Source organism: Oceanicella actignis, from assembly GCF_008124525.1.
Taxonomy (GTDB): domain Bacteria; phylum Pseudomonadota; class Alphaproteobacteria; order Rhodobacterales; family Rhodobacteraceae; genus Oceanicella; species Oceanicella actignis.
This window is the reverse complement of record NZ_VNHJ01000002.1, coordinates 193,236-206,342: the sequence shown is the minus strand read 5'-3', so window position 1 is coordinate 206,342 and position 13,107 is coordinate 193,236. Positions and strand designations below refer to the sequence as shown.

Here is a 13,107-nt window from a genome sequence, read left to right as displayed (position 1 = left end):
GGCATGGCGCGCATGCGCACGACCCCCGCCGCCCGCCGCCGCGCGCTGGCGGCGACGGCGGCCGCCGCGGCCGCGGCGCTGGCGGGGCCCGGCGCGGCCGACCAGTCGCTGCGGGCGACGCTCAGCCAGACCTTCGCGGCCGCGACGAACCCCACCCTTGCGACGGATGGCGGCGATTCCGGCCTGCGCTCGACGACGCGCCTGAACCTGGCCTACGCCCTCGAAACGCCGCGCTCGTCGCTGTCGCTGGCCACCGGCGTGGACGCGACCCTGGCCACGGGCGACGCCGAGGACGACCTGACGGGCCTGTTCCCCGACCTGTCCGCCGCCTACGCCTACGCCTTCGACGACGCCACGCTGCGCGGCACGTTCGGGCTGGTGGTGCGGCCGGTCAACTACCTGGCCACCGAGGGCGTGCTGGTCGTCGACGAGGGCGGAGAGGTCGCCATCGAGGACCGCGACTTCGAGGACACCTCGACCGAAATCACCTGGCGCGCCGGGCTGAGCCTGTCGCACGAGATCAACGCCCGCAACAGCGTCTCGCTCTCGTTCAACGTCCGCGACACCGACTATTCCAGCGTCGCGGCCGGATCGACGCTGACGCCCACCCGCACGATCTCGGCCGGCGCCGGATGGAGCGTGGCGCTGACCCCGCGCACCGGGGCGGGGCTCAACACCTCGCTCAGCCGCTTCGAGGCGGACGACGCGCGCGACCGCGAATCCTGGACCTGGAGCGCGAACGCCAGCGTCTCGCACGACGCCACGCCGCGCCTGTCGCTGAGCGGGCGCCTGGGCCCCGCGGTGACCTTTTCCAGGCGCACCAGCACCATCACCGGCCGGCGCGAGAGCGACACGCAGCTGTCCGCCGACGCCGGCTTCGGGCTCAGATACGAGGGGCCGGACACGGTCTATTCGCTGGGTCTGAGCAACGACGTCACGCCAAGCTCGCTAGGCGCGCTGAGCAACGTCGCCTCGCTGCGGCTGGGGCTGAGCCACGCCGTCAACGCCGACACCAGCCTGGGCGCGAACGCCACCGTCGCCTTCCGCACGGCCCTGTCCTCGACCGACGAGGACACGATCGAGGACCAGCTCTCGACCGGCTTCGGCATGAGCGTCTCGCACGCGCTGACGCGAACGGTCGACCTGACGGCGGGCTATTCGTATTTCTGGCGCGACACGGAAGGCGAGAGCGGCGACAACCACCGCGTCTACCTGACCCTGAGCAAACGTTTCGACCTGCTGCCCTGAACGCGCCGCCGCGCGCATCCCGGAAGGACGCGATGGAGATCGAGGATCTGGGCCTGCCGGGCCTCAAGCTGATACGCCCGCGCCGCTTCGCCGATGCGCGCGGGTGGTTCTCGGAAACCTGGAACGCCCGCGAGATGGCGGCGGCCGGGCTGGCGCACGACTTCGTGCAGGACAACCACTCGTTCAGCGCCGCGGCGGGCACGCTGCGCGGCCTGCACTACCAGGCGCCGCCCGCCGCCCAGACCAAGCTGGTGCGCTGCGTGGCGGGGGCGATCTGGGACGTCGCGGTGGACGTGCGCCGCGGCTCGCCCACCTTCGGGCGCTGGGCCGCAGCGGTGCTGTCGGCCGAGAACGGCGCGCAGCTGCTGGCGCCGCGCGGCTTTCTGCACGGCTTTCTGACGCTGACCCCGAAGGCCGAGGTCATCTACAAGGTCGACGCTCATTACGACGCGGCCTGCGACGGCGCCGTGGCCTGGGACGACCCCGATCTGGCCATCGCCTGGCCGCTGGCCGAGGCCGGCGTGACGGCGCCGATCCTGTCCGACAAGGACGCCGCCGCGCCGCGCATGGCGCAATTCGCCTCGCCCTTCGTCTACGATCCTTCGCCGCAGGAGGGCGAGGCATGAGCATCAAGCTTCTGGTCACCGGCGGCGCCGGCTTCATCGGCTCGGCCGTCATCCGCAACGCCATGCGCAACGAGGGCGCGCGCGTGGTCAACGTCGACAAGCTGACCTACGCCGCCACCCCCGAGGCGCTGGAGGAATGCGCCGACAGCCCGGACTACGCGCTCGAGCGCGCCGACATCGCCGATCTCGAGGCCATGCGCGCCGTCTTCGCGCGCCATCAGCCCGACGCGGTGATGCACCTGGCGGCCGAATCCCATGTGGACCGCTCGATCGACGGCCCGGCCGAGTTCATCCGCACCAATCTTGTAGGCACCTTCACGCTGCTCGAGGCCGCGCGCGAATACTGGTCCGCCCTTCCCGGCGCGCGCAAGCAGGCGTTCCGCTTCCATCACGTCTCGACCGACGAGGTCTACGGCAGCCTCGGCCCGGACGATCCGCCCTTCACCGAGACCACGCCCTACCGGCCCAACAGCCCCTATTCGGCCTCGAAGGCCGGGTCCGACCACCTGGTGCGCGCCTGGGGCGAAACCTATGGCCTGCCGGTGGTGACCTCGAACTGCTCGAACAATTACGGCCCCTGGCAGTTCCCCGAAAAGCTGATCCCCGTCATGGCCATCGCCGCGCGCGAGGGGCGCCCCATGCCGGTCTACGGCCAGGGCCTGAACGTGCGCGACTGGCTGCATGTGGACGACCACGCGCGCGCGCTGTGGCTGGTGTTGACGCGCGGGCGCGTGGGCGCGACCTACAACATAGGCGGCCGGGCCGAGCGGACCAACATGCAGGTGGTGCGCACCATCTGCGCCTGGATGGACGCGCGCTATCCCGACCGCGCCCCGCACGAGCGCCTGATCGAGCACGTTCAGGACCGCCCCGGCCACGATCTGCGCTACGCCATCGACGCCAGCCTGATCGAGCGCGAGCTGGGCTGGACCCCGCGCGAGACGTTCGAGAGCGGGCTCGACGCGACGCTCGACTGGTTCATGGCCCACGAGCCCTGGTGGCGCGAGATCCGCGCCCGCCGCTATGACGGCAAGAGGCTGGGAACGGGCTGATGCGCATCCTCGTCATCGGCCGCGGCGGACAGCTTGCGCGCGCCCTGGCGGCGGCGAGCAGCCCCCATGAGCTGATCTTTCTGGGCCGCGAGCAGGCCGACCTGACCCGCCCCGACCAGGCCGCGCGGGCCGTGGCCGCGTTGTCGCCCGATCTGGTGGTGAACGCCGCCGCCTACACCGCCGTCGACCGCGCCGAGCAGGAGCCCGCCCTGGCGCACGCCGTCAACGCCGAGGGCGTCGCCGCCCTGGCCCGCGCCGCGGCCGAGGCGGGCTGCGCGCTGGCGCATGTCTCGACCGACTACGTCTTCGACGGCGCGCGGGCGGGCGCGTGGCGGCCCGACGATCCGACCGGGCCCCTTTGCGTCTACGGCGCCTCGAAGCTCGAGGGCGAGCGGCGCGCGCTGGCGGCCAATCCGCGCACGCTGGTCCTGCGCACAAGCTGGGTGTTCTCGCCCTGGGGCAGGAACTTCGTGCGCACCATGCTGGGACTGGCGGCGCGCGAGTCGCTGCGGGTGGTGGACGATCAGATCGGCCGCCCGACCTCGGCGCTGGACCTGGCCGAGGCGATCCTGGCCATCGCGCCGCGCCTGACCGCCCCCGCCGGCGCGCCGGTCTGGGGGGTGCAGCACTACGCCGGCTCGGGCGCGCCGGTCAGCTGGGCGGGCTTCGCCGAGCGCATCTTCGCGCGCGCCGCGGCGCTGGGCATGATCGCGCGCGCGCCGCGCATCGAGCGCATCGGCGCCGACGAATACCCCACCCCGGCGCGGCGTCCGGCCAACTTGACGCTCGACTGCACGGGCTTCGCGCAGGTCTTCGGCGCCCCGCCCGCGCCATGGGAGGAAGGGCTGGAGCGCGTGCTGCGCATCATCCAGGCCGAAGAACCCGAAGCATTTTCAGCCGCAAGGGGTTTGCAGACATGAAGGGCATCATTCTTGCCGGCGGCTCGGGCACGCGGCTGCACCCGGTCACGATCGCGGTGTCCAAGCAGCTGCTGCCGGTCTATGACAAGCCGATGATCTATCACCCGCTCAGCACGCTGATGCTGGCGGGCATCCGCGAGATCCTGGTCATCACCACGCCGCACGACGTCGAAGCCTTCCGCCGCCTTCTGGGCGACGGCGCGCAATGGGGCCTGTCGCTGAGCTACGCCGTCCAGCCCAGCCCCGACGGGCTGGCGCAGGCCTTCGTCATCGGGCGCGACTTCGTCGGCGCCGACCGCGTGGCGCTGGTTCTGGGCGACAACATCTTCTACGGCCACGGCCTGGTCGAGCTGCTGGCCGCCGCCGCCGCGCGCGAAAAGGGCGCGACCGTGTTCGGCTATCACGTGCGCGATCCCCAGCGGTACGGCGTCGTGCATTTCGACGATCAGGGCCGCGCGCTGGACATCGAGGAGAAGCCCGCCGAGCCCAAGTCGAACTACGCGGTGACGGGGCTTTATTTCTACGACAACGACGTGCTCGACATCGCCGCCGCGGTCCGCCCCTCGGCGCGCGGCGAGCTCGAGATCACCGACGTCAACAAGGCCTATCTGCGGCGCGGCGACCTGTTCGTCGAGATCATGGGCCGCGGCTACGCCTGGCTCGACACGGGCACGCATGAAAGCCTGCTCCAGGCGGGCGCCTTCGTGCAGACCATCGAGGACCGCCAGGGGTTCAAGATCGCCTGTCCCGAAGAGATCGCCTGGCGCCAGGGCTGGATCGACGACGAGGCGGCGCTGGCCCTGGCGGCGCCGCTGCGCAAGTCGGGCTACGGGCGCTATATCGAGGATCTGGTCGCCGGCGCCCGCGGCCGCGCCGCCCCCCCGCGCGCCTGACGCCCCGCCCCCGACGCCCCGCCCCCAACGCCCCGCCCCGACCGCAAGCCCCGCGCCGCGCCCGACGGCCGCGCGCCAGCGCCGGCGTGGCCGCCGGCGTCGCCAGGCCCGGCATCGCTCCCGATCGGCGCGGCCGCAAACGCGCGGCCCCCTGCCTCGGCGCCCTCGGGGCCTTGGGCGCGCAAGGTCCGGCCGCCCCCGCGCGTGGGCGCCGCGGCCGCCGGCGCGGCGCGCGCCCGTCCGGCACGCCCGGGCGCCGCGGCCATGCAGACGGCGGATGGCGCCGAACACCCGTCTGGCCGTGCGCGCGCGGGCGCCCTATCCTGCGCCCCGCGGCGCGCCGGGCGCCGCGCGTGCCGCCGGTGCGCCGTCCGGGCGGCGCGCAGGCGGATGAAGCGGAGCGCCGCGTGCTTGTCGTCGATCTTGACCGGACGCTGATCCGGACGGACATGCTTCTCGAGACCTTCTTCGCCGCGCTTGCGCGCGCGCCGCTGCGCACCCTGGCCGCGCTGGGCGCCCTGCGCCGCGGCCGCGCCGCCTTCAAGGCCGCGCTGGCCGACATCGCGCGCCCCGACCCGCGCGCCCTTCCCATCGAGCCCGCGGTCAAGGCGCGCATCGAGGCCGCCCGCGCGGCCGGCGAGCGGGTGGCCCTGGTCACCGCCACGGACGAGCGCGTGGCGCGCGAGATCGCCGACGCGCTGGGCCTGTTCGACGAGGTCCACGGCTCGACGCCCGAGCGCAACCTCAAGGGCGAGGCCAAGGCGGCGCTCCTGACCGCCCTTTGTGGCGAGCGCGGCTTCGACTATGTCGGCGACAGCGCGGCCGATCTGGCGGTGTGGCGCCACGCCCGCACCGCGATCACCGTCGGCGCCGGGCCGCGCCTGCGTCGCCTGGCCGAGGGCGCCGCCCCCCGCGCCGAGCACCTTGCGCCGCCGCCGCCGCTTTCGCGTCGCCTGATCCCGCATCTTCGGGCGCTGCGCCCGCATCAGTGGCTCAAGAACGCGCTGATCTTCGTGCCGCCGCTGGCCGCGCACCGCTTCGACGGCGCGACGCTGGGCGCCGCGGCGCTCGGCTTCGCGTGCTTCAGCCTGACGGCCTCTTGCGTCTACATCGTCAACGACCTGCTCGACCTGTCGGCCGACCGCGCCCATCCGCGCAAGCGCCATCGGCCCCTGGCCAGCGGCGCGTTGCCCATCACGCACGGTTTGGCGATGGCGCCGGTCCTGCTGGGCGGGGCCTTCGCGCTGGCGCTGGCGGCGCTGCCGGCGGGCTTCTCGGCGGTGCTCGCGATCTACTTCGCGCTGACGCTGGCCTATTCGCTGACGCTCAAGCGGCGGCTGGTGATCGACATCTGCACCCTGGCGGGGCTCTACACCTTGCGCGTCTTCGCCGGCGGGGCTGCGACGGGATTGGCCATCTCGCCCTGGACGCTGGCCTTTTTCGGCTTCCTGTTCCTGTCGCTGGCGGCGATGAAGCGCCAGACCGAGCTGGTGGACGGGCTGCGCAGCGGGCGCGCCAGGGCCGCGGGGCGCGCCTATCAGGTCGAGGACCTGCCCATCGTCGCCATGATGGCCGTGGCGGCGGGCTACCTGTCGGTGCTGGTGCTGGCGCTCTACATCTCGACCGACGCGACAAGGGCGCTCTATTCCTCGCCGCAGCTGCTGTGGTGGGCGCTGCCGGTGCTGCTCTACTGGATCAGCCGCATGGTGATGCTGGCCCATCGCGGCCGCATGACCGACGATCCGCTGGTCTTCGCAACCCGCGATCCGGTCAGCCTGGCCTGCGGCGCCGCCACGCTGGCGGCGGGCGCGGCGGGGGCGTGGCTGTGAGCGGGGCGGCGCTGGCCGCGCTTTACGTCGCCTTCGCGGTCGTCGCGGGCGCGGTCAATCTGGGCGCCCAGCGGCTGGTTCTGGCGGCCGCGCCGCCGCCAGAGGGACTGGCCGCGGCGCTGGCGGTGGGGACGGCGGCGGGGCTGGCGACGAAATATGCGCTCGACAAGCGCTGGATCTTTCGCGATCCCAGCCGCGGCGTGCGCGCCCATGCGCGGCGCTTCGGGACCTATGCGCTGATGGGCGTCGCCACGACGCTGATCTTCTGGGGCGCCGAGCTGGCGTTCTGGGCGCTGTGGCGCACCGAGGCCATGCGCGAGCTGGGCGGCGCGCTGGGGCTGGCGATCGGCTATGCGGTGAAATACCGACTGGATCGGCGCTTCGTGTTCACCGGAGGATCGGCATGAGCGAGCGACGCGCGCGCCTGTCGGGCTGGGGGCGGCGGCCGGTCATGGAATGCCCGGTCAGCGCGCCGCGCGACGAGGCCGAGCTGCTGGCCCGCATCGCGCGCGGCCCCGCCGTGGCGCGCGGCGCGGGGCGCGCCTATGGCGATGCGGCGCTGAGCGCGACGGGCGTCATCCTGACCTCGCGGCTCGACCGGATGCTGGAGTTCGACCCCGAAACCGGGCTCCTCACCGCCGAGGCCGGCGTGCTGCTGGCCGACGTGATCGACGCCTTCCTGCCGCGCGGCTGGTTTCCGGCGGTGACGCCGGGCACGCGCTTCGTGACGCTGGGCGGGATGATCGCCGCCGACGTTCACGGCAAGAACCACCACGTCGCGGGCAGCTTCGGGCGCCATGTGGCATGGCTGGACCTGGCCGGGCCGGACGGGGTGACGCGCTGCGCGCCCGACCGGAACCCCGAGCTGTTCGCCGCCACCATCGGCGGCATGGGGCTGACGGGCGTGATCCTGCGCACCGCCTTCCGCATGATCCCGGCCCCGACGGGCTGGATTCGCACGCGCACCGTCGCCGCGCCCGATCTGGAGGCGGCGATGGAGGCCTTCGAGGCCGACGCGGATGCGCCCTATTCCGTCGCCTGGATCGACTGCCTGGCGCGGGGGGCGGCGCTGGGCCGGTCGCTTGTCATGTTCGGCGCGCACGCCGCCCCCGACGAGATCGGCGCCCGCCCGCGCCTGCCCGCCCCGCGCCGGCGCCTGGCCGTGCCTTTCGACGCGCCGGGCTGGCTTCTGGGCCGGCGCAGCATCGGCGCCTTCAACGCCGCCTATCACGCGCTGGGCGCGCGCCGCGCCGGCGAAGGGCTGCAAAGCTGGGAAAGCTATTTCTATCCGCTCGACGCGCTGGGCGGCTGGAACCGGATCTATGGCCGGCGGGGCCTGGTGCAGTTCCAATGCGCGCTGCCGCCCGACGGCGCCCGGGCCGGCCTGCGCGCGCTGCTCGAGCTGACGGCGCGGCGGGGGCCGGGCGCCTTTCTGGCCGTGCTCAAGAAGTTCGGCCCGCAGGAGGGGGGGCTCCTGTCCTTTCCCCGGCCCGGCTGGACGCTGGCGCTGGACTTTCCCGCCTCGGCCGAGGCGCTGGCCCTGATGCCCCTGCTGCACGCGGCCGCGATCGACCATGGCGGCCGCTTCTACCTGGCCAAGGACGCGTGCCTGACCGCGCGCGAATTCGCCGCCTCGGAACCCCGCGCGGACGCCTTCCGGGCGCTGCGCGCGCGCATCGGCGCGGACCGGCTGTTCCGCTCGGCCCAATCTGAAAGGCTCGGACTATGAGCATGCCCTCGCCCGACCGCCCCGCGCTGATCCTGGGCGCGACATCGGACATCGCGCTGGCCTTCGCGCGGCTTCTGGCCGCCGAGGGGCGCGAGCTGATCCTGGCCGCGCGCGACCCGGCGCGGCTTGACGCCGCGTGCAAGGATCTGACCCTGCGCCACGGCGTCAAGGCGACCGCCCTCGCCTTCGACGCGCGCGATCCGGCCTCGGCGGGGGCGCTGCTCGATTCGCTGCCGCTTCTGCCCTCGCTGGTGGTCAGCTTCGTCGGCTGGATGCCGCCGCAGGACGAGACCGCGCGCGATCCCGAACTGGCCCGCGCCGTGATCGAGAGCAACCTTCTGGGCCCGGCCTGGGCGCTGGAAGAGGCGGCGCGCCGCCTTGCCGCCCTCGAGGGGCCGACCGCCATCGTGGGCGTGGGTTCGGTGGCGGGCGATCGCGGGCGCGCGCGCAACTACTGGTATGGCGCCGCCAAGGCGGGGTTCGAGGCGGTCCTGTCGGGGCTGCGGCAGAAATACGCGCGCTCGCGCCTGCATGTGATGACCGTCAAGCCGGGCTTCGTCGCCACGCGCATGACCGAGGGCATGGACTTGCCCGCCGCGCTGACCCTGACGCCCGAGGCGCAGGCGCGCCTGATGCTCGCCGCCCTGCGCCGGGGGCGGCATGTGGCGGTTCACTGGAAATGGCGGCTGGTCATGGGCGTCATTCGGCTGCTTCCCGAAGGGGTTTTCCGGCGGATGCGCTTCTGACCCCGCCCCGCGGCAGGTCGAGCGCCGCCTGATAGGCCTCGACCAGGCGCGCGGCCTCGTTCTCCCAGCGGAATTCGGCCTCGGCCTTGGCGCGGCCCAGCGCGCCCATGCGCCGGCGCCTTTCGGGATCGTCGGCCAGGGCCGCGATGGCGTCGGCCATGGCCTCGGGCGCGCAGGGCCGGGCCACCAGCGCCGCGCCGTCGGCCTCGAAGCCGGCCTGCGTCAGGTCGTATTGCACGATCGGCAGGCCGAGCATCATGTATTCGAAGACCTTGTTCATCGACAGCTTGTCGTTGAACGCCGATTTGGGGTCGGGAATCACGCCGATGTCCAGCGCCGACAGATGCGACAGCAGCCGCTCGCCGCGCAGATAGCCGGTGAAGCGGATGCGGTCCTCCAGCCCCATCTCGGCGCTCAGCCGCCGCAGCGCGTCCAGCTCGGGCCCCTCGCCGATGATGACGCAGCCGATGTCGTCGCGCCCCAGATCGCGCAGACGCCCCATGGCCCGCACCAGATGATCGACCCCGTCCTGCCGCGCCATGATGCCCACATAGCCCGCCAGGACCGGCTTCCACGCGCGCAGCTCGGGATCGGGCGCGACGCGGCGGAAACGCTCGATGGGCGGATAGCTCTTGACCACGAAGACGCGGTCGGGGTCCATGCCCCCGCGCTCGACGGCGATGCGCTTGAAGGTCTCGTTCGTGGCGATCGAGGCGTCGGCGCAGCGAAAGCTCATGCACTCGAAGAAACGCATGGCGGCGTGCAGGGGGCCGCGGCGTTCGAACTTGCTTTCGAACAGCTCGGGGCTGAGGTCGTGGTGGTCGAAGACGAACCGCCGCCCGCCGAACAGCTTGTGCACGAGCGCGACCAGGAACAGAAGATCGGGCGGGTTGCAGGCCTGAACGACGTCGAAACCCTGCTCGCGCCGCACCTTGAACGAAAGCCGAAGCTGGCGCCAGAGCGCGGCCGAGTATTCGCGGATGTAGTCGCGCGCGCGCCGCGCCTCGATGGGCAGCGGGTGGCGGTAGATCTCGATCCCCTCGATCGTCTCGCGCAGGGCCTCGCAACCCTTGCCGACCGGGCAGATCACCGACACGCGCGCGCCCGCGTCGCGCAGCGCCTGCGCCTCTTGCCAGACGCGGCGGTCGAAGGGGACGGGAAGATTCTCGACCAGGATCAACACGCCCCGGCCGGCGAGAGGCCCTCGCGAAGCGGCGGCGCCCCGCCCCTTTAGCCGGCCGTCAAATTCGCTCATGCCCGTCTCCGCATTCGAAAAGCCACGCTCTGAAACCCACGCCGGCGCGCATAGCAGATTGGCACGCCGGAATCGACCTTCTCATGAACGCCGCCGCGCAAGGGGCTTGGCGTTGACGACTCGTTCGTGCTTTCGCCGCATTATTGCGCTAATGAGGCACGTTAACGGCATCTGGTTACGTTTCGATTGCGGCGGGCGGATGGCGAGGCCGGACCGCGGATGCTTGACGGCCGATCGGTTTTTGCGGCAGTCCGAAGGGCGAATTGACGGGCGTGCATTGGGGAAAGTCTTGATGAACCATGGATTGAGGCGGCGCATGATCGCGCTGCTGGCGGGCTGCGCCTTCGCGCTCGCCGGGTGCGATTCGGCCGAGGAGCGGGCGCAGCGGCATTACGAGCGCGCGCTTGAGCTGATCGAGCAGGGCGAGCCCCAGAAAGCCCAGATCGAGCTGCGCAACGTCCTGCGGCTGCAGGAGAACAACGTCGAGGCGCGCTATCGCTTCGCCCGCCTTCTGCACGACATGAAGGATTACAACGGCGCGGCCGGCCAGTATCTGCGCGTGGTCGAGCTGGACCCGCGCCGCGTGGACGCGCGCCTGGCGCTGGCCGAGATCTTCCTGCTCGCCGGGCGGCGCGAGGCCGCGATCGAGGCCGAAAAGCATGTCGACGCCGCGCTGAACGTCGCGCCCGACGATCCGCAGGCGCAGGCGCTCAAGGCGACGGTGGAATACCGCCTGGGCCAGAAGGAAGAGGGCGTCGCGCGCGCGCGCAAGGTGCTCGAGGCGCATCCCGACAACGTGGCCGCGCGCCTTGTGCTGATCGCGGCGGCGCTCGACGCCGAGAAGCTGGACGAGGCCGAATCGCTCGCCGATGAGGGGCTGAGCCGGGCGCCGCGCGATCTGAGCCTGAACATCGTCAAGCTGGGCCTGGTCGAGAAGCGCGGCGATCCGGCGCAGCTGGGCGAGCGGCTGCGCTTCATGGTCGAGACGTTTCCCGACAACGCCGGCTTTCGCCGCGCCTACGCCCGCTGGCTGGACGAGCAGGGCGACGTGCAGGGCGCCGAGGCTCAGCTGCGCGCGCTGGCCGACATGTCGCCCGGCGCGGTCGAGCCGCGCCTGCAGGTGGTGCGCTATCTGAACGCCGCGCGCGGCCCCGAAGCGGCCCGCGCCGAGCTCGAACGCCTCATCGCCTCGCCCGAGCGCAAGGTGGAATACGAGCTGGCGCTGGCCTCGCTGGATCTCTCGCAGGGCAAGCCGGAAGAGGCCGAAAGGCGCCTGCGCGAGGTGGCCGAGCGCGAGGGCGCCTCGGCCGACGGCGACAAGGCCCGCGTCGAGCTGGCGCGGCTGATGCTGCGCCAGGGCCGCGACGACGAGGCGCAGAAGCTGGTCGAAGAGGTGCTGGCCAACGACCCGCGCAACGAGGCCGCGCTGACCCTTCGCGCCTCGCGCCTGATCGACGAGGACAAGCCCGAGGAAGCCATTCGCGACCTGCGCGCGGCGCTGGACGCCGCGCCGCGCAATCCGATCATTCTGCTCAAGCTGGCCCAGGCGCATGAGCGCAACGGCAGCCGCGAGCTGGCGATGGAGCGGTTGGGACAGGCGGTTCAGGCGTCGAATTTCGACCCCGCCATCGCGCTGCGCTACGCGCAGGCCCTGATCGCGCAGGACAAGCGCGACGTGGCCGAGAAGGTGCTGGTCGACGCCCTGTCGCGCCACCCGCAGGATCGCGGCCTGATGGTCGAGCTGGCGCGCCTTCGGCTCGAGCGGCGCGATTTCGGCGCCGCGCTTCAGCTGGCCGAGCGGCTCGAGCAGATCGCCCCCGGCGACGACGCCGCCGCGCGCATCCGCGCCGCGGCGCTGATCGGCCAGCGCCGGGTGGACGAGGCCATGTCTCTGCTCGCCGCCGCCGCGCGCGCCGACGATCCGTCGATCGAGACCATGGCCTCGCTGGTGCGCGGACACCTGGCCGCGGGCGAGCCGGAAAAGGCCGAGGCCTATCTGCGCGAGCACCTGCAAAAGAACCCGAACGACGCGCGCGCCATGATCCTGCTGGGCTCGGTGCAGCTGGCGCGCGGCGACGCGGCCGCCGCCGAGGCGGCCTTCCGCGACGCGGTCAGGGCCGATCCCAAGCTGGCCGACGGCTACGCGAATCTGGCCCGGATGCGTCTGGCGGCGGGCGACGAGGAAGGCGCCGAGCAGGTCCTTCGCGACGGCATCGAAGCGGGCGTGGAAAACGACCTTCCGCTGCGCCTGGCGCTGGCGCTGCGCCTTGATTCGACCGGCCGCACCGACGAGGCGATCGCGCAATACGAGGCGCTTTACGCCCGCCACCCCGACGCGGCGATCGTGGCCAACAACTACGCCAGCCTGCTGGCCGAACACCGCGCCGACGATCCCCAGGCGCTGGCCCGCGCCTATGCCATCGCCAAGCGGTTCCAGAACGCGCGTCAGCCGCATCTGCAGGACACTTACGGCTGGATCATGCATCTGCGCGGCGACGACGCGGCCGCCGAGGCGCCCCTGCGCGCCGCGGCCGCGGCGCTGCCGAACAACGCCCTGGTGCGCTACCACGCCGGGGTCGTCCTGGCCCGGCTGGGCCGCGCGGACGAGGCGCGCGCCCATCTCGAAGCGGCGCTGGAGCTGAGCAAGAAGTCCCCCTTCGGGCGCGAGGACGAGGCCCGCGCCCTGCTCGCCCAGCTTGACGCGCCCGCCCCCGAGGGCCAAAAGCCCGCTCAACCGGATCAGGAGACGCGCGAATGACGCAGTCGGCCAATCGTCCGCGCGGCGTCCCCGGCATCGGCGCAAGGGACC

The 13,107-nt window shown here is 72.6% G+C and carries 11 protein-coding genes; 10 read left to right on the top strand and 1 reads right to left on the bottom strand.

The window, feature by feature from the left end; all coding sequences use genetic code 11:
• The first annotated feature begins 3 nt into the window (after window positions 1-3).
• The 9 genes from LY05_RS03650 (at window position 4) to LY05_RS03610 (ending at window position 9,043) form a co-directional block, all read left to right on the top strand.
• The gene (locus LY05_RS03650; protein ID WP_148922137.1) at window positions 4-1,248 is read left to right on the top strand and encodes a hypothetical protein; all 1,245 of its coding nucleotides are present in this window, start codon (window positions 4-6) and stop codon (window positions 1,246-1,248) included.
• Window positions 1,249-1,280: 32 nt separating this feature from the next.
• Window positions 1,281-1,874 carry a dTDP-4-dehydrorhamnose 3,5-epimerase gene (gene rfbC, locus LY05_RS03645; protein ID WP_148922136.1) on the top strand — a complete coding sequence of 198 codons (594 nt, stop codon included), beginning with the start codon at window positions 1,281-1,283 and terminating at the stop codon, window positions 1,872-1,874.
• A 2-nt stretch (window positions 1,875-1,876) separates the two neighbouring features.
• Window positions 1,877-2,926: a dTDP-glucose 4,6-dehydratase gene (rfbB, locus tag LY05_RS03640; RefSeq protein WP_148922361.1), complete on the top strand. Its 1,050-nt coding sequence runs from the start codon at window positions 1,877-1,879 to the stop codon at window positions 2,924-2,926.
• Complete coding sequence (rfbD, locus tag LY05_RS03635; RefSeq protein ID WP_148922135.1) at window positions 2,926-3,846, top strand: dTDP-4-dehydrorhamnose reductase; 921 nt, start codon at window positions 2,926-2,928, stop codon at window positions 3,844-3,846. The genes rfbB and rfbD overlap by 1 nt, the downstream gene beginning before the upstream one ends.
• On the top strand, window positions 3,843-4,739 hold the full coding sequence (gene rfbA, locus LY05_RS03630; RefSeq protein ID WP_148922134.1) for a glucose-1-phosphate thymidylyltransferase RfbA: 897 nt from the start codon (window positions 3,843-3,845) through the stop codon (window positions 4,737-4,739). The genes rfbD and rfbA overlap by 4 nt, the downstream gene beginning before the upstream one ends.
• A 353-nt stretch (window positions 4,740-5,092) precedes the next feature.
• A complete protein-coding gene (locus LY05_RS03625) occupies window positions 5,093-6,568 on the top strand; it encodes a UbiA family prenyltransferase (protein ID WP_428842385.1) in 1,476 nt (491 codons plus the stop codon).
• The gene (locus LY05_RS03620; RefSeq protein WP_245728426.1) at window positions 6,559-6,975 is read left to right on the top strand and encodes a GtrA family protein; all 417 of its coding nucleotides are present in this window, start codon (window positions 6,559-6,561) and stop codon (window positions 6,973-6,975) included. The genes LY05_RS03625 and LY05_RS03620 overlap by 10 nt, the downstream gene beginning before the upstream one ends.
• Complete coding sequence (locus LY05_RS03615; RefSeq protein ID WP_148922133.1) at window positions 6,972-8,297, top strand: FAD-binding oxidoreductase; 1,326 nt, start codon at window positions 6,972-6,974, stop codon at window positions 8,295-8,297. Before LY05_RS03620 ends, LY05_RS03615 begins: the two co-directional genes overlap by 4 nt.
• Window positions 8,294-9,043 (top strand): SDR family NAD(P)-dependent oxidoreductase, encoded by a 750-nt coding sequence (locus tag LY05_RS03610; RefSeq protein WP_072746886.1) that lies wholly within the window; start codon window positions 8,294-8,296, stop codon window positions 9,041-9,043. The genes LY05_RS03615 and LY05_RS03610 overlap by 4 nt, the downstream gene beginning before the upstream one ends.
• Here the strand turns inward: LY05_RS03610 and LY05_RS03605 are convergent.
• Window positions 8,997-10,298, bottom strand: a complete 1,302-nt coding sequence (locus LY05_RS03605) for a glycosyltransferase family 4 protein (RefSeq protein ID WP_148922132.1) — start codon at window positions 10,296-10,298, stop codon at window positions 8,997-8,999. The two genes, LY05_RS03610 and LY05_RS03605, sit on opposite strands and share 47 nt — an antisense overlap.
• Window positions 10,299-10,614: 316 nt before the next feature.
• Between LY05_RS03605 and LY05_RS03600 the strand changes: the two genes are divergently transcribed.
• The gene (locus tag LY05_RS03600; protein WP_170258800.1) at window positions 10,615-13,056 is read left to right on the top strand and encodes a tetratricopeptide repeat protein; all 2,442 of its coding nucleotides are present in this window, start codon (window positions 10,615-10,617) and stop codon (window positions 13,054-13,056) included.
• The last annotated feature ends 51 nt before the right edge of the window (window positions 13,057-13,107 follow it).